This is a genomic window from Mesorhizobium sp. M0854 (assembly GCF_040319815.1).
Taxonomy (GTDB): domain Bacteria; phylum Pseudomonadota; class Alphaproteobacteria; order Rhizobiales; family Rhizobiaceae; genus Mesorhizobium.
This window is the reverse complement of the sequence record NZ_JAMYOL010000009.1, coordinates 1-18,717: the sequence shown is the minus strand read 5'-3', so window position 1 is coordinate 18,717 and position 18,717 is coordinate 1. Positions and strand designations below refer to the sequence as shown.

At 63.6% G+C, this 18,717-nt stretch carries 16 protein-coding genes, 1 pseudogene and 1 riboswitch; of the genes and pseudogenes, 4 read left to right on the top strand and 13 right to left on the bottom strand.

Going from position 1 to position 18,717, the window contains the following annotated elements:
* Together NKH99_RS15995 and NKH99_RS15990 are read right to left on the bottom strand one after the other, a co-directional pair.
* Complete coding sequence (locus NKH99_RS15995) at positions 1-882, bottom strand: HpcH/HpaI aldolase/citrate lyase family protein (RefSeq protein ID WP_353014689.1); 882 nt, start codon at positions 880-882, stop codon at positions 1-3.
* A 3-nt stretch (positions 883-885) separates the two neighbouring features.
* Positions 886-1,377 (bottom strand): MaoC family dehydratase, encoded by a 492-nt coding sequence (locus NKH99_RS15990; protein ID WP_502900065.1) that lies wholly within the window; start codon positions 1,375-1,377, stop codon positions 886-888.
* A gap of 110 nt (positions 1,378-1,487) precedes the next feature.
* On the opposite strand from NKH99_RS15990, the gene NKH99_RS15985 reads away from it, so the two are divergent.
* Positions 1,488-2,609 (top strand): DUF2336 domain-containing protein, encoded by a 1,122-nt coding sequence (locus NKH99_RS15985; RefSeq protein WP_353014686.1) that lies wholly within the window; start codon positions 1,488-1,490, stop codon positions 2,607-2,609.
* Here the strand turns inward: NKH99_RS15985 and NKH99_RS15980 are convergent.
* Entirely contained in the window at positions 2,606-4,672 is a 2,067-nt protein-coding gene (locus NKH99_RS15980; RefSeq protein ID WP_353014685.1) for an FUSC family protein, read from the bottom strand. The two genes, NKH99_RS15985 and NKH99_RS15980, sit on opposite strands and share 4 nt — an antisense overlap.
* A 42-nt stretch (positions 4,673-4,714) precedes the next feature.
* The gene (gene parE / locus NKH99_RS15975) at positions 4,715-6,766 is read right to left on the bottom strand and encodes a DNA topoisomerase IV subunit B (RefSeq protein ID WP_352647821.1); all 2,052 of its coding nucleotides are present in this window, start codon (positions 6,764-6,766) and stop codon (positions 4,715-4,717) included.
* A 273-nt stretch (positions 6,767-7,039) separates the two neighbouring features.
* On the opposite strand from parE, the gene NKH99_RS15970 reads away from it, so the two are divergent.
* Positions 7,040-8,209 carry a GGDEF domain-containing protein gene (locus tag NKH99_RS15970; protein WP_353014684.1) on the top strand — a complete coding sequence of 390 codons (1,170 nt, stop codon included), beginning with the start codon at positions 7,040-7,042 and terminating at the stop codon, positions 8,207-8,209.
* A gap of 72 nt (positions 8,210-8,281) precedes the next feature.
* Here NKH99_RS15970 and gcvP read toward each other — a convergent pair whose 3' ends face one another.
* Genes gcvP through gcvT form a run of 3 tightly spaced genes read right to left on the bottom strand, consistent with a single transcriptional unit; the run spans position 8,282 to position 12,601 of the window.
* Positions 8,282-11,092: an aminomethyl-transferring glycine dehydrogenase gene (gcvP, locus tag NKH99_RS15965; RefSeq protein WP_353014683.1), complete on the bottom strand. Its 2,811-nt coding sequence runs from the start codon at positions 11,090-11,092 to the stop codon at positions 8,282-8,284.
* Between the two features lie 16 nt (positions 11,093-11,108).
* Positions 11,109-11,477 (bottom strand): glycine cleavage system protein GcvH, encoded by a 369-nt coding sequence (gene gcvH, locus NKH99_RS15960; protein WP_352451343.1) that lies wholly within the window; start codon positions 11,475-11,477, stop codon positions 11,109-11,111.
* A gap of 5 nt (positions 11,478-11,482) precedes the next feature.
* On the bottom strand, positions 11,483-12,601 hold the full coding sequence (gcvT, locus tag NKH99_RS15955; protein WP_353014682.1) for a glycine cleavage system aminomethyltransferase GcvT: 1,119 nt from the start codon (positions 12,599-12,601) through the stop codon (positions 11,483-11,485).
* A 148-nt stretch (positions 12,602-12,749) separates the two neighbouring features.
* Positions 12,750-12,836, bottom strand: a riboswitch (glycine riboswitch).
* A 203-nt stretch (positions 12,837-13,039) separates the two neighbouring features.
* Between gcvT and NKH99_RS15950 the strand changes: the two genes are divergently transcribed.
* The gene (locus tag NKH99_RS15950) at positions 13,040-14,038 is read left to right on the top strand and encodes a hypothetical protein (protein WP_353014680.1); all 999 of its coding nucleotides are present in this window, start codon (positions 13,040-13,042) and stop codon (positions 14,036-14,038) included.
* Positions 14,039-14,052: 14 nt separating this feature from the next.
* Here the strand turns inward: NKH99_RS15950 and NKH99_RS15945 are convergent, their stop codons facing one another.
* Positions 14,053-14,883, bottom strand: coding sequence for a transporter substrate-binding domain-containing protein (locus NKH99_RS15945; RefSeq protein WP_353014678.1), 831 nt, complete (start codon positions 14,881-14,883; stop codon positions 14,053-14,055).
* 86 nt (positions 14,884-14,969) lie between these two features.
* Here NKH99_RS15945 and NKH99_RS15940 point away from each other — a divergent pair, with 86 nt between their 5' ends.
* The gene (locus tag NKH99_RS15940; RefSeq protein WP_352816753.1) at positions 14,970-15,572 is read left to right on the top strand and encodes a DUF3011 domain-containing protein; all 603 of its coding nucleotides are present in this window, start codon (positions 14,970-14,972) and stop codon (positions 15,570-15,572) included.
* Positions 15,573-15,595: 23 nt separating this feature from the next.
* On the opposite strand, the gene NKH99_RS15935 is transcribed toward NKH99_RS15940, so the two are convergent.
* The 5 genes and pseudogenes from NKH99_RS15935 to NKH99_RS15915 form a co-directional block, all read right to left on the bottom strand.
* Positions 15,596-16,405, bottom strand: coding sequence for a molybdopterin-binding protein (locus tag NKH99_RS15935; protein ID WP_352614056.1), 810 nt, complete (start codon positions 16,403-16,405; stop codon positions 15,596-15,598).
* A 1-nt stretch (position 16,406) separates the two neighbouring features.
* Positions 16,407-17,288, bottom strand: a complete 882-nt coding sequence (locus tag NKH99_RS15930; protein ID WP_353014677.1) for a cytochrome b/b6 domain-containing protein — start codon at positions 17,286-17,288, stop codon at positions 16,407-16,409.
* Between the two features lie 103 nt (positions 17,289-17,391).
* The gene (locus tag NKH99_RS15925) at positions 17,392-18,069 is read right to left on the bottom strand and encodes a DUF1345 domain-containing protein (protein WP_352473888.1); all 678 of its coding nucleotides are present in this window, start codon (positions 18,067-18,069) and stop codon (positions 17,392-17,394) included.
* A 5-nt stretch (positions 18,070-18,074) separates the two neighbouring features.
* A complete protein-coding gene (locus tag NKH99_RS15920; protein WP_353014676.1) occupies positions 18,075-18,542 on the bottom strand; it encodes a YaiI/YqxD family protein in 468 nt (155 codons plus the stop codon).
* Positions 18,543-18,608: 66 nt separating this feature from the next.
* Positions 18,609-18,717: pseudogene (locus NKH99_RS15915) on the bottom strand (S-(hydroxymethyl)glutathione synthase); the annotation flags it as partial.

Below are 18,717 nucleotides of genomic sequence, written 5' to 3'. Positions count from 1 at the left end.
CTAAGGATCAAGCTCCGATGCCTTGGCTCGCGCCAGGAGCCGCTCTGCGAGCTTGAGATGCGGCCGGTCGTACATCTTGCCATCCATGCCAACGACCCCGGGATTTCCTGCCGCCTCGAACGCCTCGACGATCGCCAGGGCGCTTTTCACCGCTTGCGCCGAAGGCGTGAAGGCGGCGTTGATAACCGGCACCTGCGCCGGATGGATCGCCATCTTGCCTGTGAAACCGTTGCGCTCGGCCTCGGCGCATTCGGCCTCGAAGCCGGCCATGTCGCGAAAATCCGGAAAGACGGTGTCGATTGCCGCGACTTCCGCGGCACTTGCGGCAAGCATGGTCATGGTGCGGGCGAGGCGGAACACATCCGTGTAGCGGCCATTCGCGTCGCGCGTCGCGCGCGCGCCAATCGCCGCCGACAAATCTTCCGCCCCCCAGGTGACGCCGACAAGCCGCGCGCTTGCACGGGCGTAGGTCGCTGCGGCCAAGACGCCTGCAGCCGTTTCTGTGATGATCGGCAGGATCCTTATCGCTCCATCCGGCAGGCCGCTTTCGGCTTCGTGCACCCTGAGCTTGGCCGAGAGATGCTGGACATCCAGTCCGCTGTTCGACTTAGGCAGCATGATGCCGTCTGGTTTTGCTGGCACGAGCGCCGCCAGATCGTCGTCGGTCAGTCCGGTCGAAAGGTCATTGACGCGCACATAGATCGCGGAGCTGGTCCGGTGCCTGTGCTCGGCGATGAAACGCGCCGCTGTGTCGCGCGCCAACCCCTTGTTCTGCGCAGCAATCGAATCCTCAAGGTCGACGATGACCACGTCGGCGCCTACGCCAAAGCCCTTCTCCAGCTTCTTTTCCGAATCGCCGGGAACGAAGAGCAGAGAACGCATCGGCTATGCCTTTTTCATCATCATGGCTTGCCTCGTGCATTTGGCAACCAGCACGTCGTTCTGGTTATAGGCGCGGTGCTCGAACTCGACGATGCCGCGGTCCGGCTTCGACCTGGATTCACGCACCGAAACCACCGTGGTCTCGACGCGAATGGTGTCGCCATGGAAGACGGGATGTGGAAACACCGTCTCCTTCATGCCGAGATTGGCGATGGTGGTGCCGACGGTGATGTCGTTGACTGAAATGCCAATCATCAGGCCCAGCGTGAACAGCGAATTGACCAGCGGTTTGCCCCATTCGCTCTTCGCCGCGAAGTCGAAATCGATGTGCAGCGGTTGCGGGTTCAGCGTCATCACCGAAAACAGCATGTTGTCGCCTTCGGTCACGGTCTTGCGCAGCGTGTGCTTGAACACATGGCCGACAACGAACTCCTCAAGGTAAAGTCCGGCCATGGTCGATCTCCTCCGCTGCTTAAGGGTTGATAGGCGTTGCATACCGGGCTCGCAAGCCAGTTAACGAACATGGTGAACCGTTCATAAACCATTTGTGCCTACGGTCTCGACAGGGACCAGAAACCTTCTGGCAAAGGGCGTAAGCAGGCGACATGGTCGTTTCGCATTTCCTGAAATGGATCCACACGGCGAAGGTGTCGGAGCGCGCTGCGGCGGCAAGCGCGCTGGCTCGCACCTATGTCGACTCGGACCTGCCTTTCGAGGACCGCTGCGCTGCGGAGGCGGCGCTGACGCTGCTGCTCGACGACGCATCGTCGAAGGTGCGACTGGCAATCGCCGACGCGCTTTCCATGAGCCACCACGCGCCGCCGCAGATCGTCAGCGCGCTGGCGTCGGACCAGCCCGAGGTGGCCGCTTTGGTACTGGCGCGCTCGCCGCTGCTTACCGATGCCGACCTGATCGATCGGGTTGCCGGCGGCCAGAAAGCGACGCAGAAGGTGATCGCCGACCGGCCGCGTGTCTCGATGTCGGTTGCGGCGGCGATCGCCGAGATCGGCGAGCCGGAGGCTTGCACCACGCTGCTCGCCAACAGCGGCGCCGACATCGCATCCGTCAGCTTTCGGCGCATGGCCGAGCGGCACGGCCATCTGCCTCTGGTGCGCGAGGCGTTGATCGCCGACACCCGGCTGCCCGCCGACTGCCGGCATATGCTGTTGGTCAAGCTCGGGGAGATGCTCAAGGGGTCGCCGCTGGTGCTGGCGCTGATGGGCGCGGCCAGGGCCGAGCGCGTTACGCGCGATGCTTGCGTCAAGGCTTCGGTGACGCTGATCGAAGGCACGCGGACAGAGGAACATACCGCACTTGTCGAACATCTGCGCCTGCGCGGCGACCTGACCGCAAGCTTCGTCATCCGCACCATTGCGCACGGCAAGGTCGACTTCTTTGGTTCGGCGCTGGTCGCGCTCAGCCAACAGTCCGAACAACGGGTGAGAGCACTGCTGGCCGGCGGGCATGACATAGCGTTGCAGGCACTGTTCCGCAGCGCCGGGCTTGCCGCCGCCACCCACGCCATCATTCTGCGCGCGCTGAAGGTCTGGCGCGAGGTCGCCAATGGCAAACGCCTCGCCGGCGTCCAGGAAGTCAGCTGGCTGATGCTGAAGGAATTGGGCGGACAGTCCGCCGAAGGCGATCTCGCCGGGCTGGTCAAATCGATCCATCTCGACGCGCTGCGCGAGAACGCACGCGGGCACGCGCTGGCGATCGCCGCTGCTTAAACCCGGTCCTTCGCGAAAAAATCCGGAAAATCCTCGATCGCGGCGGCAATGATGCGCAGCGAGGCGGCGATCTGCAGCATTTCGGCTGCTTCGCTTCGCTCTGCGATGCCAGCCGCATATTGCCTGGCGACGGCGACGGTCGTCGTCTGCGGCTCGCCGGGCCGCCTGAACAGCAGTTCGCGTGCCAGACCGTGCAGGAAATTGGCGATGGAAAGTGCTGTTTCAGGCGGGATCGCGGAACTTTGCTGCGCGTTGCGCAGCCGTAGGATTTCGAGGCCGACGGTAACCGCAGCTATGCCGCCGCCGAGAACCGCGTCGCCTTTCTTGCCGGCGTTCTGCAGCAGTGGCATCAACTGGTTGATCCGGTCGTAGGCAAGGCTTTCGAAGGCCGATCGCCGCGGCAGGCGGTCGTGCAGGCAAAGGCGTGCAAGATCTTCGCGCATGGTTTGCAGGATGCGGTTGACTGTAACCCAAGGGTCGGCGGGCAGCACGATGGCGAAGACGCCGATCGCCAGAAGAATGCCGACCAGGACCGATGCCGAATTCGCGAGGAACGGAAACGGATCGTAGGTCATCGCCTGATGTGGGCTGAGGAAGGCGAGGAAATTGATGGCAAAGGCCGTTGCCACGCCGACATACCGCGGATTGGCCATGCCCAGTGCTGCTGGTACCAGGATCGGCACGACAAAGACCATGAACCATCCGAAGCCTGGCAAAGCCGGAAGCGCCAACTGGCCGATGAGAAACGCAAAGGGCAGGGCGAGCAACGTGCCCTCGAAGAAGTTCCATGCCGACCGGATCGGATCGGGGCGAGCGGCGAACAGGCTGGAGACGACGGCGACCAGAATGACCGTGCCCGTCGCGTCCGACCATTTCGTCGCCAGCCAGAAGCCGGCGACCAGAAGCGTGGCGATAGCTGCGCGCACGGCATTGCGCGATGCCGCACGGTAATCGCGGTGCACCACCAGCGCCGGCTGCGGCCGTTCGCGACTGGCACGAGACGGGGGATAGCGGAGTGCATCCAGGCCGCGCAGCACTTGCTGCATGGCCTCGGCGAAGTCGGCGGCAATGGTTAGGCGGGTGACGGTGCCAGCCCAGTCAATGTCTTGCCCGGCCGCGATGTCAGGCATCTGCCGTGCCTTGCCGGCGATTGCGTCGAGCCGCGCCACCCAGGGCGCCGTATCGTCCAGCGCGCCCGGCTTGGCTACCAGTTCGCCGACAACGGCCTGCAACTCGGCGCGAACGGGGATGAGGGCTGCATTCTTCGGCGCGGCGTGGGCATGCAGCGCACGCGCCGCCGACAGGGCCGACAGAAGCTGGCCGATGGTACGCCGGACCGGATAGGCGCGGGTGGCGAGGCTCGGCCCCTCCAGCCTTGCGTAGGTGCGCATCTCGCCGAGCGTCTGGACGTCGCCGATCAGCTTGCGGTGCAGCCCGGCAAGCTTTTCCGCATCGCCGCCGGAAAAAGCGCCGTCCGCATAGGCCGCCAGGTCGAGAATGCTGCGTTTCAGTCTTGAGATGATGGCGTCGGCGGCCAGTTTCGGCAGGATCAGCCGGCTGGTCAGCGCAGCGCAGACGATACCAAGCACGATTTCTGCGCAGCGCGCCACGGCGAGATCGATGACGAGGTGCGGCTGGCCGAAAGCCGGCAGGCCGATGATCATCGCGGTGTAGCCGGCAAGCGCCGCGCCATAGGCTTCCGGATTGCGTAGCAGCGACGAGACCAGCGAGCAGATGCCGATCCAGACGGCAAGAACTGCAACGAGCAACCAGGGGTTGGCATCGAAAACAGTGGTAATCCCGATCGCCGCCAGCGCGCCGGCAAGCGTGCCGAGGAGACGATAAAACCCCTTCGCCAGCACCATGCCGGCGACCGGCTGTGCGACGATGAACACCGTCATCATCGCCCATTGCGGGTGGTCGAGCTTCAGCGCATAGGCGGCCAAAATCGCGATGAGGCCGGCCGAAACGGTGCGCAGGGCAAAGATCCAGTCCGAGCGCGTCGGCCGTGTCAGGCCAGCGATCCGCGTGCCGATATCGTCCTTCAGCCGCGCCCAGGTCAAGTGCTCGTCTCCAGCTCAGAAGGTCAAGCTAGCGGCGGGAGCTCAGATATCCAGCACTTCCGTCTCGGCGAATTCCGCGCGTTCCTGGATGAAGCGGAAACGGGCCTCGGGCTTGGTCCCCATCAATGCGTCGACCGCATCCTTGGTCGCCGCCTCGGCATCGATAACGTCGACCCTGAGCAGCGTGCGCTTTTTCGGGTCCATGGTGGTTTCCTTGAGCTGGGCAGCCATCATTTCGCCCAGCCCCTTGAAGCGGCCGATTTCGACCTTGCCGCGCCCGGTGAATTCGGTGCGCAGGAGTTCGTCCTTGTGCGCATCGTTGCGGGCATAGGCGACCTTGCCGCCTTGCCGGATCGAATAAAGCGGCGGCACCGCCAGATAGAGATGGCCGCCGCGGACCAGGCTCGGCATCTCCTGGTAGAAAAAGGTGATCAGCAACGAGGCGATATGGGCGCCGTCGACGTCGGCATCGGTCATGATGATGACCCGGTCGTAACGCAGGTCCTCGTCGCGATATCTCGAGCGCGTGCCGCAACCAAGCGCCTGGATGAGGTCGGATATCTGCTGGTTGGCGGCAAGCTTGTCGTTGCCGGCGCTGGCGACGTTGAGGATCTTGCCGCGCAGCGGCAGCACCGCCTGGCTGGCGCGGTCGCGCGCCTGCTTTGCCGAACCGCCGGCCGAATCGCCCTCGACGATGAACAACTCGGCACCGGCGGCGGCATTCTGCGTGCAGTCGGCGAGCTTGCCGGGCAGGCGCAGCTTGCGCACCGCACTCTTGCGCGACACTTCCTTTTCCTGGCGGCGGCGCACCCGCTCGTCGGCGCGCGCGATCACCCATTCGAGCAGTTTCGAAGCCTCCTGCGGATTGTCGGCCAGCCAGTGGTCGAACGGGTCGCGGATGGCGCTTTCGACGATGCGGATCGCCTCGATCGTCGCCAGCCTGTCCTTGGTCTGGCCGACGAATTCCGGTTCGCGGATGAACACCGACAGCATGCCCGCCGCCGAGATCATCACATCCTCGGAAGTGACGATCGAGGCGCGCTTGTTGCCGACCAGGTCGGCATAAGCGCGCAAGCCGCGCGTCAGGACGTTGCGGAAGCCGGCCTCATGCGTGCCGCCCTCCGCGGTCGGGATGGTGTTGCAATAGGAATTGATAAAACCGTCGCCGCCGAACCAGGTCACCGCCCATTCGAGCGAACCGTGGCCGCCCTGCTTCTCGCTCTTGCCGGCAAACATTTCACGGGTGACCTGGAATTCGTCGCCGAGCGAGGCTTTCAGATAGTCCTTGAGGCCGCCCGGAAAATGGAATTCTGCCTTGGCCGGCGTCGTGTCCTTTTCCTTGATCAGCGACGGATCGCAGGTCCAGCGGATTTCGACACCGCCGAACAGATAGGCCTTTGACCGCGCCATGCGGTAGAGCCGCGCCGGCTCGAAAGCAGCACCCTTGCCGAAAATCTGCTCGTCTGGATGGAAGCGGATCTTCGTGCCGCGGCGGTTGTGCACCTCGCCGAGCTGCTCCAGGCCGGTCACCGGAACGCCTCGCGAGAAGCGCTGGCGATAGAGCTTGCGCCCAATCGCGACCTCGACCTCGAGATGGTCGGACAGCGCGTTGACCACGGAAACGCCGACACCGTGCAGGCCGCCGGACGTTTCGTAAACCTTGCTGTCGAACTTGCCGCCTGAATGCAGCGTCGTCATGATGAGTTCGAGAGCCGGCTTCTTGAATTTCGGGTGCGGATCGACCGGAATGCCGCGGCCGTTGTCGGTTACGGACAGGTATCCGTCGGCGGAAAGCTCGACATCGATGAAGGTCGCATGGCCGGCGACCGCCTCGTCCATCGAATTGTCGATAACCTCGGCAAACAGATGGTGCATCGCCTTGTCGTCGGTGCCGCCAATGTACATGCCCGGGCGGCGGCGCACCGGCTCCAGCCCCTCCAGCACTTCGATGTCGGCGGCACTATAGCTCTCGCTGGCGTCGCGGGGCGCCGGCCGCTTCGCCGCCTGCACCAGCGGGTCGGCCGGGCGCGCGGCGGCGCGAGCCGGTTGCGGCTGCTTGTCGAATTTGGCGAAAAGATCGTTATTGTCGTCCATGCCGGTCCTGGATTCCGATGCTGCGAATCACCACCCGATACTGCCACGCTTTTGGCGGGCAGGCGACGGAGGTTCCTGTTACGTTCGAGGATAGGGCCTCTTACTGCAAAACCATTCGACAACCAAGCGGCGGAAATGGGGTCGAGGGTGGAGCATCGACGCTTTGTAAACCCTGTCCGAAGGTTACGCCGCAAGATTGGCTGAAAAAACGGTATTTGCGGACTGTCGCTGACCTATAATGCAGCGAAACCCTCAAGAGGCTGTCGCTTAAGCATGTTGGATTACAGTTCGCTCCTGCTCGCGGCGGCGCTGTCGGGCATGTGCCTTAGCATCACCATGTTTGCGATCTGGTTCAGCGCGCCAAAGGCACGCTTTGTGCTGACGGTGGCCTGCGGCATTCTCGTGCTGGTCGCACATGTCGTGTTGTTCTGGCATTACACCAGGGATCCAAGCCCCTGGCTTTGCCAGATCGTGCTTGTGCTTCTCAGCCTCGGCTTCCTGATCATCTGCCTGTCGGCCATGCAATATCTCGGCACAGGCGACTACAGGCGAGCCATCTTGCCGACCTTGGTTGCGATGGCTGTTTGCGCGGGCGCGACGTATCTCGGGTTTGATGGTGTCGGCTTTATTGTCACCTACGCGACGGTAACGGCGCTGCTCTCGCTCATCGGGGCGATGTTCTGGATTGAGGGTGGTCACGATCGCCGGATATTGCTGGTCGTCTCGTTCCTGAGCGGCGTCTGTGCGCTGTCGTTCGGACTTTGCGGCGCGGTCCTGCTGGTCACGGGCCAATGGGTGCTGGGTGTAGCACCGGACAATTGGGCCGAGCGGGTGAATTCCGTCGTGGCCGTCGCCTGCATGACCGGGCTCGGCGCATTGACGCTCTCCCTGCACCATTTGCAGGCGCAGATCGAATTGAAGGCCGAGACGATGACCGATCCATTGACCGGGCTGATGAATCGGCGGGCGTTGACGGCACTCTACGGCGAGCGGGTCTTCGGTCCGTTCATGTCCGTTGCCATGTTCGACCTTGACCATTTCAAGAGGACGAACGACGTATTCGGTCACCCGGTCGGCGACCAGGTTCTGTGCCGCTTTGCCGCCGTCATCAGGAAATACGCCCGGACCGGCGTCGACGCCTTCCGGTTGGGCGGCGAGGAATTCGTGCTCGTCATGTCGCGGATGACGGAAGAGAAGGCCTATGACATTGCGAGCAAGATCAGCGTCGCCTTCGGCACGGAAGTCGTGGCCACCCAACTCGGTCCGTTGCGAAGCACAGTCAGCGGCGGCATCGGCTTTGGCGGAACAAACGGCACCGGTCTCGACGATGTGCTGGCCGAAGCCGACGCAGCACTCTATGCGGCAAAGCGCGCCGGGCGAAATCGCGTCGTCGTCCGGGACCGGGCGAGCAAGGCCGACGGGCCGGCCTTGCGTTCTGCCTGATTGAGGTTTCTATCTGCTTGTTAGACCCATGATCTTGTCCGAAAACCGGATTCCACTTTTCGGGATCATGATCTATTCCGCCGCACCCAGATATTCCGACAGCGGCGGGCAGGAGCAGACAAGGTTGCGGTCGCCGGCGACATTGTCGATGCGTGACACCGGCGGCCAGTATTTTGCCGCCGTGTCGGCATCGCCGGCTGGATAGGCTGCCTCCAGACGCGAATAGGGATGGGTCCACTGGCCGGCCAATGCCTCGGCGGCGGTGTGCGGCGCATTGACTAGAGGATTGTCGGCCAACGGCCATTCGCCCTTCGCCACCTTGGCTGCCTCGCCGGCTATGGCGATCATGGCCTCGCAGAAACGATCCAGCTCGCGCTTGGGCTCGGACTCGGTCGGCTCGACCATCAGCGTGCCGGCGACCGGGAACGACATGGTCGGCGCGTGGAAGCCATAGTCGATCAGCCGCTTGGCGATATCGTCGACGCTGATGCCGGCGCTGTCCTTGAGCACGCGGGTGTCGAGGATGCATTCATGCGCGACGCGTCCGTTGCGCCCTTTGTAAAGCAGGGGGAAATGCTCGCCAAGCCGCGTCGCCACATAGTTGGCGGAGATGATCGCCGTCTCGGTCGCCTGCTTCAGGCCGGAAGCGCCCATCATGCGAATATACATCCAGGTGATCGGCAGGATGGAGGCACTGCCGAACGGTGCCGCCGCCACGGCATGGGCCGAGCCTTCGGTGACGTGGCCGGGCAGATATGGCTTCAGATGCGCCTTGACGCCGATCGGGCCGACGCCGGGGCCGCCGCCGCCATGCGGGATGCAGAAGGTCTTGTGCAGGTTCATGTGGCAGACATCGGCGCCGATATCGCCGGGACGGGCGAGGCCGACCAGCGCGTTGAGATTGGCGCCGTCGAAATAGACCTGGCCGCCATGGCTGTGGACGAGGGCACAAAGGTCGCGCGCGCCCTCCTCGAATACGCCATGCGTCGAAGGATAGGTGAACATCAGCGCCGCAAGGTTGTGCGCATGCTCGGCCGCCTTGGCTTGCAGGTCGACCATGTCGATATTGCCGTCCTCGGTGCAGCGCACGACGACGACGCTCATGCCGGCCATGGCCGCGCTTGCCGGATTGGTGCCATGCGCCGAGGACGGGATCAGGCAGACGGTGCGATGGCCTTCGCCGCGTGAGCGGTGGTAGCCGCGAATGGCGAGCAGGCCGGCATATTCGCCCTGGCTGCCGGCATTGGGCTGCAGGGTCACCGCGTCGAAGCCGGTGATCTCCGCCAGCCAGCCTTCCAGCTCGTCGATCATGGCGCGATAGCCGGTCGAATGGTCAGCCGGGGCGAAGGGATGCAGGTTGGCGACATCAGGCCAGCTCACCGGCATCATTTCGGCGGCGGCGTTGAGCTTCATGGTGCAAGAGCCGAGCGGGATCATGGCGCGGTCAAGCGCCAGGTCCTTGTCGGACAGCCGGCGCAGGAAGCGCATCATGTCGGTTTCCGAGTGGTTTTCGCGGAAGACGGGCTGGGTGAGGAACTCGTTGGCGCGCGGTTTTCCTGGCATGGAACTGCCGGCGGCAACGCCGGCCTTGGCGCCGAAAAGTGCTGCGATCGCCTCCAGATCGGCTTCGGTGGAGGTCTCGTCGAAGCTGATGCCGACATGGTCGGCGTCGATGACGCGCAGCAGCCGGCCGGTCTTCTCGGCGGCGGCGGCGATGGCGCCGGCTTTGCCTTTCACTTCCACGGTCACAGTGTCGAAGCGGCTTTCGCCGACCACCGAAACGCCTGCTGCCTTGAGGCCGGCAGCCAGGCGGTTGGCCAGCGTGTGGACACGGCCGGCAATCGCCTGCAGCCCGGCAGGGCCATGCCAGATCGCATAGGCCGTCGCCATGTTGGCGAGCAGCGCCTGCGCGGTGCAGATGTTGGACGTCGCCTTGTCGCGGCGGATATGCTGCTCGCGTGTCTGCAAAGCGAGGCGATAACCGGGACGGCCCTTGCTATCCGTCGACTGGCCAACGAGCCGGCCGGGCATCAGCCGTGTCAGCCTGTCGGAGACGGCGCAATAGGCGGCGTGCGGCCCGCCAAAGCCCATCGGCACACCAAAACGCTGCATCGGGCCGACGGCGATGTCGGCGCCAAGCCTGGCCGGCGCATCGGTCAGCGTCAGGCCAAGCGGGTCGGCGATGAAGACGACCAGCGCGCCGGCCGCGCGGGCCTTGTCGATTGCTGCCTTGTGATTGCCGTAGACGCCGAACGTATCGGGCCAGGAGACCAGCAGGGCGGCGGTGTTGTCGTCGATCACCTCGCCGTCCACCTCGATGCCGAGCGGCTCGGCACGGGTGCGCACGACGTCCAGCGTCTGCGGGTGCGGCGTGCCGGCCAGTGCCACCTTGGTGCGCTTGTCGCGATGATGGCGCAGCGCGATGCCAACCGCTTCGGCCACCGCCGTCGCCTCGTCGAGCAGCGAGGCCGATGCCACCGGCAGGCCGGTCAGTTCCGTCACCAGTGTCTGGAAGTTGAACAGCATTTCCAGCCGGCCCTGACTGATCTCGGCTTGGTAAGGCGTGTAAGCCGTATACCAGGCCGGGTTCTCGAACAGGTTGCGCTGGATCACCGGCGGCACGTGGACGCCATGATACCCGGCACCGATGAAGCTCTTCAGCACCGTGTTCTTTGCCATCGTCGCCGCGAGCTCGGTCAGCGCTTCCGCTTCGCTTGCGGGGGCGGGCAGGGCCAGCGGCCGGTCGAGCCGGATCGACTTCGGCACTGCCTGGCTGATCAGGGTCTCGACCGAAGGAACGCCGATCGTCGCCAGCATGGCTCTGACGTCATGGAGGCCCGGGCCGATATGGCGAGCCGAGAAGGGGTAGGGTGCTGCGGTCATCTTCCTGGTCCTGCTATCAACCAATATGGGCTTTGTAAGCGGCTTCATCGAGGAGTCCGTCGAGTTGGCGCTCATTGGCCAGCTTCATCTTCCACAACCAGCCGTCGCCGGTTGCCGCCGAATTGACGAGTGAAGGATCCGATGACAGCGAGGTGTTGGCCTCGGTGATCTCGCCGTCGACCGGCGCGTAGACGTCCGATGCGGCCTTGACCGATTCGACCACCACGGCGGTGTCGCCCTTGGCCAGCTTCTTCCCCGGCTCCGGCAGTTCGACGAAGACGAGATCGCCGAGCTGCTGCTGCGCGTAATCGGTGATGCCGACCGTGGCGATGCCGCCCTCGACGCGCAGCCATTCGTGATCTTCGGTGAAATAGGTCTTTGCCATTGAAATCATCCTTTGCGGTAGCGATGGGGCGTGAAGGGCAAGGGGTGGATGTCGACCGGGATTTTCGTCCCGCGGACATCGGCGAACAGTTTTGCGCCGGATTTGGCAAGCGGCGTCTGGACGTAGCCCATGGCGACCGGATGACCGGCCGAGGGGCCGAAGCCGCCTGAGGTGACATGGCCGGCAGGGTTGCCGTCAGCATCGAAAAGGGCAGCACCGGCGCGCACCGGCTGGCGGCCTTCCGGCTTCAGGCCGACGCGTTTTTGCGCCGGACCACGCTCCAGGATGGCGCGCAGCGCATCGGCGCCGATGAAGGCGCCAGAGGCGCGAACCTCCTTGGGGATGGCCCACATCAGCCCGGCGCTGGCCGGATCGATCTCCGGCGTGATGTCCAGCCCGTGCAGGCACAGTCCGGCTTCGAGCCGCAGGCTGTCGCGGGCGGCAAGGCCGACCCACATCACCCGCTCGTCCTCGAGCAGCCTGGCGACGAGGTTTCTTGCATCCGCTTCCGGCAGGCCGATCTCGAAGCCGTCTTCGCCGGTATAGCCGGACCGGCTCATGAACCATTTTTCGCGCGGCTCGATGCCGTGCATGAACACCAGCGAACCGGTCTCGATGCCGGCGCGGGAAAGGGCAGCCCACGCCTCGGGGCCCTGTATGGCCAGGAAGACGCGGTCGAGCGCATCCACTTTTACATCGAAATCGCCCTCTGCATCGAAATTTTTGGCCAGTGCGCGCAGATGCTTTTCGTCGGCGGCGGCGGTGCCGGCATTGGCGACCATCATGAAGCGCTCGGCGCCGAGCCTGGTGACGATCAGATCGTCCAGAATGCCGGCCGCCTCATTGAGGAAGAACGTGTATTTGGACTGGGAAACCTCAAGTGCGCCGGCATCGAACGGGCAGGCGCGGTTCAGAAGCGCTGCTGCCCCCGTACCGCTGATTTCGAACAGCTTCATGTGCGAGATGTCGAACAGGCCGGCATGCTCACGGCTGTGCAGGTGCTCCTTCATCACGCCGGCCGGATAGGTCAGCGGCATCGACCAGCCGGCGAAGGCGCCAAAGCGCGCACCAGCTGCCATGTGCAGATCTTCGAGGGGAAGGTGTTTGGTATCGTCGCCCGTCATGTCATCTCCAGAGTCGCACGCAAGCGGCCGCGAATGGCGACCAGTCCGTGCCCCTCTGTCTGAAGCCTGAGAGACTCGCGCCCCGTAACTCTGTCGGCAGCGCTTACACCTTCGGCGCGGGGGCAAGCCCCGACTTTCCAGAGTGTCTTTCCCGTCTACGGTTCTTTTGCCTGAGAGATTTCGGGCGATTTCCCCTTCGGCGGCAGCTCTCGCTGCTCTCTCCCACAAACAGGTAGGACTCGGTCAGGAGCCCTCGACTCGTCATCCATAGCCCGTGGACGACACCTTGTCACCTGCCGGCGACATTTTTACGCCAAGTCTTCTGCGGGCCTTCTTTACAGGCAAGCCTTCGCTAACCACGCCGCTTGCCGGTTTCTCAAGACCTTGCCGATATACCGCATAAGGGCCGGCAATTACCGGCGGCGGGCGGGGAACAAAATGGGCGAATTGATCATGAGCGCGCCGGTGGCCGGGCTGACCTCGAAAAATCGGATCACGGCGGAAGACGTGGTCATGCTGCGCGGCGAAGTGTTCGGCGACGGCGTGGTAACGCGCGGCGAGGCCGAGGCGCTGTTTGCGCTGGATGCAACGGCGAGGGACAAATGCGCAGAATGGCTTGAGTTTTTCGTCGAGGCCGTCACCGATTTCATCGTCCACCAGGAAAAGCCGGCGGGCTATGTTTCGCAGGACAATGCCGACTGGCTGATCCGGACGATTTCGCGCGACGGCATGGTCGACAGCCAGACCGAACTCGAGCTGCTGGTGCATGTGCTGGAAGTTGCCAAATCATCGCCGAGCACGCTTTCCAGCTATGCGCTGGAGCAGGTCGCTCATGCGGTCGTGGACGGCAAGGGGCCGCTGATGACCGGCGGCAGGCTTATCCCTGGGTCGATTGCCAAGGCTGAGGTCGAGCTGTTGCGCCGCATCCTTTACGCCTACGGCGGCGATGGCAACATCGCCATCAGCCGCGCCGAGGCCGAGGTGCTGTTCGAGATCAACGAGCGGACAGCGGCGGCCGACAACGATCCGTCGTGGAACGATCTGTTCGTCAAGGCGATCGCCAATTTCGTCATGTGTTCGGGCGGCTACGAACCGCCGGTGCGCGATGTGGCGCTGCGCCGGGATTCGTTCTTCGAACAGGCCGATCCGGAAATCGGCGGGTTCTTCAGCCGCATGGTATCGGGCGGCCTGTCCGGCATCATGGAAGCCTATCGCTCACCCGGCGATATCGAAGCCGAGTGGGAGTCCAAGAACAAGGCAGCCGAGGCTCTGGCCCGCCGCGCCGAGACGGTCGATGCCGGCGAGGCCAAATGGCTCGCTGAACACATAGGCGACCGGCCGCTGCAGGAGAACGAGCGCGCGCTGCTGACGCTAATCAAGCACGCCTCGCCGGAAATCCACCCGGCGCTGAAGCCGCTGATCGACAAGGTCGCATAAGCAGTCGCGCGACGCTATTGTTTGGCGGGCTCCGGCTTGGCACTGGTGTCGAAGCGCAACATCCATTTGAAGCTGCCGAACCAGTAGCGGCGCACGCCGCCTATGGTGCCGTCGGCGGTGCGCGCGCCGATCCAGTTGTTGACGTATTGGATGAGGCGGACATCGTCCGGGCGCATCGCAAACGCTTCCGGCGTCCGCAACAGCGGGCCGCCCACCATCGTCAACTTCGCGTCATAGAGCCTGGCGGCCATCTGCGGCGTCGGCGACGTCGCGACCATCGCCTGTGCGTCGCCGCCGATGATCGCGGCGAAAACATCTGAGGTATTGTCGAAAGACAGGATGGTCGCCTTGGGAAAGGCTTCCTTCGCGGCGGCTTCATCGGTGGAATTGGACAGCACGGCGATCTTATATCCCGGCGCCGCCACTGCCTTTCCCGGCCTTTTCCCAAGGCTGGCGATCGTCGCAACCATACGGATATCGGCGGTACCGGTCTGGTTGGAGAATACCACCTCGCGTGCGCGTTCCGGCGTGCTGGCGTAGCCCGCCGCGATCATGTCGAAATCACCCTTGAGCAGTCTTGCCTTAAGGTCGTTCCAGGGCACCTCGACCAGCTTCAGGTCGACGCCGAGATCAGACGCCAGCGCACTGGTCAGGTCGACATCATAGCCGGCGAACTTCCCGTCGGCCTTCTTGAGGATCCATGGCGGGTTGAGCGCCACGCCGACCGTCAGTGTCTTCTGGTCGATGATGCGCTTGAGGCTGTCGTCCGCCCGGGCTGGCAGCAGCGACAAAGCCAACCACGCAGAAAGGGCAAGTATAGTTGTGGCGATCATCTTAGCGCGCATTAATATAACCTCGCTGAGCCCGTCCGGTTGTCAGATTTACACAGAGGTGCCATTCTGTCGATAGCGGACCCTGATGGAGAGTTGCGATGTCGGCATGGATGGCGGTTACCGGTTCGATGATGTTCCTGGTTTGCATCCTGGGCAATCCGGCGAAGCTTTCGCTGCTGCCGGCGGCAGCGCAGGCTGCGGGGGCAAAACGCGTGGTCTGCTCCAGCGCCGATTACCGCTATTCCTATTGCGGGATCGATACGCGCCGCGGCGTGCAGTTGACCTCCCGGCTGTCGAAGGCGCGTTGCGTATACGGTAGAAGCTGGGGCTATGACGGCGGCGGCATCTGGGTCGACAATGGTTGCTCGGCCGAATTCGCAGTCGCCAGCCCCAACCGCAATCCCTCTGCTGGCGACGTCGCCGCAGCCATTATCGTCGGCGGCGTGGTAGGCGCCATTCTCGACAACGGCGATTCGCATCGCCATCATTCCGATAATTACTATCCGAAGCCGCGCCCGCGCCGTTACGACCAATGGATCGATCCGACGCCGCAATTCGACAATCAGGGCAACCCCAACTTCGATACCCACGGCAACTACCAGGGACCGCATGGGCTGGGCAAGCTTGTCACCCCTGACGACAATCCTGACCTGAATCCGGCCCTGCGCAGCGACGGCGACGACAGCGACGACGACAGTTAGATGAAGCTCGGGTCAGGTTTCGGTCAGATGCCGCCGTACCAGTCGTAGCCATTGTCCTCCCAATAGCCGCCTCTGCCGCCGCCGATGTTGGCGAAGCCGTCGACCAGCTCGATCTTGTAGAGGTATTTCGGCATCTTGTAGCCGAGCTGGCGCTCGACGCGGACGCGCAGCGGCGCGCCGTTCTCGACCGGCAATGGCTTGCCGTTGAGGCCATAGGCAAGGATCGTCTGCGGATGGCGAGCATCGATCAGGTCGATCGAGCCGTAATATTTGATATCGCCGGCCAGGCTGCGGTCGATCGTATCGAGGCAGTGGAACATGACGTAGCGCGCCTGCGGCTTGACCACTGCCTGGTCGAGCACCAGCGACAGCGGCGTGCCGGTCCATTTGGCAATGCAGCTCCAGCCTTCGACGCAGTCGTGACGGGTGATCTGGGTGCGGCTCGGCATGTTCATCAGCTGCTCGCGGCTCAGCGACAGCGGTTTTTCGACCAGGCCTGAAACCTCCAGCCGCCAGTCGGCGAAATCGCTGGCGAGCAGGCCCTTGTAGAAATCGTCGTCCGGTGCGGTGACACCGTTCGGCCGCTGCGGCTGGCGAATGTCGGCCTCGGTGAACTCCGGCGCCAGCGCATCAGCGCCGGCAAGCAGTCGCTGCGCCCGCCAGGTCAGGCCATTGGCGCTTTCGAGGAAGCTGCGCAGGCTGTCGCCGACGCCAAGCTGGCTGTCGAAGGCGTCGCAGCCCGACAGCATGATGCCGGAAAGGCCGAGGCTGGCCGAGGTCAGGAACTTTCTTCGGCTTATCTGTAGCTTGGGGCTGATCTCGAATTTCGCCATGTCAGGCACTCCTCTCTGGCGCTTTGTCGCCATGCGCCGGCGGGTCGGTTCGGTACCACCCGGTGATGATGGAGCGCAGCTCGTTGATCGGGCCGGCGGCCAGGATCATCAGGATGTGGATAATGAAGAAGGCGACGAGCAGCAGCATCACCGTGAAATGAATGGTGCGTGCCGTCTGTCGGCCGCCGAGCAGATCATTCAGGAACGGCAGCACCGAATCCATGCTCGGCGACATGGCAAGGCCGGTGATGATCATCAGCGGCAGCAGCACGAACAGCACGCCGCCATAGGCCATCTTCTGCAGCGTGTTGTAGTCGCGCGTGTGATGGAACCTGAGCTTGGCGTGCTCGACAATGTCTCGCGGCAGGCGCCTGAAATCATCGAGGCGCGGGGCAAGATCGCGGCGCAAATGGCCGTTGATCAGGCTGGCGACCAGCCAGACCAGCAGCGTGGTGGTCAGCACCCAGGCGAAGAAGAAATGAACAACGCGCGCGGTGCCGAGATCGTAATAGGAAGGGATCGTCGCCCAGGACGGGAAGGCACGGGAGGTCTCCTGGCCGGCCGGACCCGACCAGCCGAGCACGCCAGTGGTATCGAAGCGCTTGCCGAAGATTTCGGTATAGCCGCGCGGGCCAGTCGCCGTATTCTCGGCGCCAATGGCGAAGACGGTGTTGTTGTAGCCAAAACCCGACTCCTTGCCGATATAGAGCTGCGGGCGGGCGTTGAAGATCTGCAGGCCGGAAAGCAGCATGAAGAACAGCGCGATCGCCCACAGCCAATGCGTCAGCCGCGTCCAGCGCGACTGCCGATAGATCAGCGTCGCATCCGTCGAAGCAGCGCTATCTGCCCCGGTGCTGGCTTCGTCTCTGGCAACTGATTCCATATTTTCCGTGCCTCCCTGCCAAGCGGTTCCGCGGCCTCGTCAGATCTCTTCTCCTCCCAATACGTCGCCAGCCTAAGCGATGTTTCACCCGATCACGGATTTATTACGGACTGCCGAGGCTGACGGCGAGGTTGACCGCGGCTGCCACGATGACCGTGTTGAAGAAGAACGACAGGATCGAATGCACAAGCACGACACGGCGCATTTGCGAGGTCGTGATGTTGGTGTCGGCGGTTTGCGCCGTCATGCCGATCACCGTGGCGAAATAGAGGAAATCCGAGCCTTCCGGCCGCTTGCCGCCCGGGAAGTCGAGGCCGCCGACCGGAATTTTCTTTTTTGTGTCGCCATCCATCGCATCGCCATCCAACCAGTAGATATGCGCGTAGTGAAGTGCGGCCATCGCATGGATGGTCAACCAGCCAAGCGGGATAGACAGCAGCGCCACCATAAGCTCGACGGTGTCCGCGCTCTTCTCCCTGTTGATCAATTGAAACAACGACATGATGGCAATAGCGACGACAATCAGCGTGACCGCGAAGATGGCCAGTACCGGCAGGTCCGTGTCGCCTGCATTCTTGCGCAGATAGCTGCCGGTAAGCCGCGGCATATGGGCGATGACAAGGACGAGATAGGCGGCAAAGAACACATTGGCGCCGATCGAATAGGCAAGCGGCGCACGCCAGACCAGCGCGGCGCCAAAGGCTGCCACGCCGATGCAGGCCGACACCGCGAACGGCGTGTGGCGTCGCATGGGCATCTTGGTCGGGGTACCAGTCGCCATGGCCTTCAGTCCGCAGACACGGATTTCAGCGCCCGCCGTAGGATGCGGTCAAGCTCGCCGAGGAACCGCGAGCGGTCCTGCGGCGCGAAGCTCGAATTGTAGCCCTTGCTTTCGCCGGTCTCGCGCAGATGCTGCTTGAGATCGCGCATTGCCACCGCCATGCCGATCGTTTCGGGCGTAAACGGGCGTCCGGTTGGACCAAGTACGTGGGCGCCAAGCGCCACCGCGCGCGCGGCAAGCGGGATATCGGCGGTCACCACGATATCGTTGGACCGGGCATTTTCGACTATCCAGTCGTCGGCGGCATCGGCGCCCTTGGAGACGACGACATTGCGGATCATCGGATCGCGCGACGGACGCAAGCCGCCATTGGAGACGAAGGTGACGACGATGCCGTGCCGCTCGGCGACTTTTTCGACCTCGGCCTTCACTGGGCAAGCGTCGGCATCGACGAGAATAGCAGGTGCGGGCATCGTTGTTCCAAATGTGAAAGAGCCGGGCGGCGTCGCCCGGCTCGATCGATGATAGTCGAGCGGCTACTAGGCCGGCAACGCGCCGGACCGCTTGGCCGTCCAGGTGGCGATATAGTCCATCAGTCCTGGATTGAGGCAATCATAAGGTTCGAGCCCGATCGACTTCAGCTGTGAC

What these genes read in the sequence shown, in the direction of transcription:
- NKH99_RS15995 (WP_353014689.1), bottom strand. Translation starts at nt 882, where the DNA reads ATGCGTTCTCTGCTCTTCGTTCCCGGCGATTCGGAAAAGAAGCTGGAG.
- NKH99_RS15990 (WP_502900065.1), bottom strand. Translation starts at nt 1,377, where the DNA reads ATGCAACGCCTATCAACCCTTAAGCAGCGGAGGAGATCGACCATGGCC.
- NKH99_RS15985 (WP_353014686.1), top strand. Translation starts at nt 1,488, where the DNA reads ATGGTCGTTTCGCATTTCCTGAAATGGATCCACACGGCGAAGGTGTCG.
- parE (WP_352647821.1), bottom strand. Translation starts at nt 6,766, where the DNA reads ATGGACGACAATAACGATCTTTTCGCCAAATTCGACAAGCAGCCGCAA.
- NKH99_RS15970 (WP_353014684.1), top strand. Translation starts at nt 7,040, where the DNA reads ATGTTGGATTACAGTTCGCTCCTGCTCGCGGCGGCGCTGTCGGGCATG.
- gcvP (WP_353014683.1), bottom strand. Translation starts at nt 11,092, where the DNA reads ATGACCGCAGCACCCTACCCCTTCTCGGCTCGCCATATCGGCCCGGGC.
- gcvH (WP_352451343.1), bottom strand. Translation starts at nt 11,477, where the DNA reads ATGGCAAAGACCTATTTCACCGAAGATCACGAATGGCTGCGCGTCGAG.
- gcvT (WP_353014682.1), bottom strand. Translation starts at nt 12,601, where the DNA reads ATGACGGGCGACGATACCAAACACCTTCCCCTCGAAGATCTGCACATG.
- NKH99_RS15950 (WP_353014680.1), top strand. Translation starts at nt 13,040, where the DNA reads ATGGGCGAATTGATCATGAGCGCGCCGGTGGCCGGGCTGACCTCGAAA.
- NKH99_RS15945 (WP_353014678.1), bottom strand. Translation starts at nt 14,883, where the DNA reads ATGCGCGCTAAGATGATCGCCACAACTATACTTGCCCTTTCTGCGTGG.
- NKH99_RS15940 (WP_352816753.1), top strand. Translation starts at nt 14,970, where the DNA reads ATGTCGGCATGGATGGCGGTTACCGGTTCGATGATGTTCCTGGTTTGC.
- NKH99_RS15935 (WP_352614056.1), bottom strand. Translation starts at nt 16,405, where the DNA reads ATGGCGAAATTCGAGATCAGCCCCAAGCTACAGATAAGCCGAAGAAAG.
- NKH99_RS15930 (WP_353014677.1), bottom strand. Translation starts at nt 17,288, where the DNA reads ATGGAATCAGTTGCCAGAGACGAAGCCAGCACCGGGGCAGATAGCGCT.
- NKH99_RS15925 (WP_352473888.1), bottom strand. Translation starts at nt 18,069, where the DNA reads ATGGCGACTGGTACCCCGACCAAGATGCCCATGCGACGCCACACGCCG.
- NKH99_RS15920 (WP_353014676.1), bottom strand. Translation starts at nt 18,542, where the DNA reads ATGCCCGCACCTGCTATTCTCGTCGATGCCGACGCTTGCCCAGTGAAG.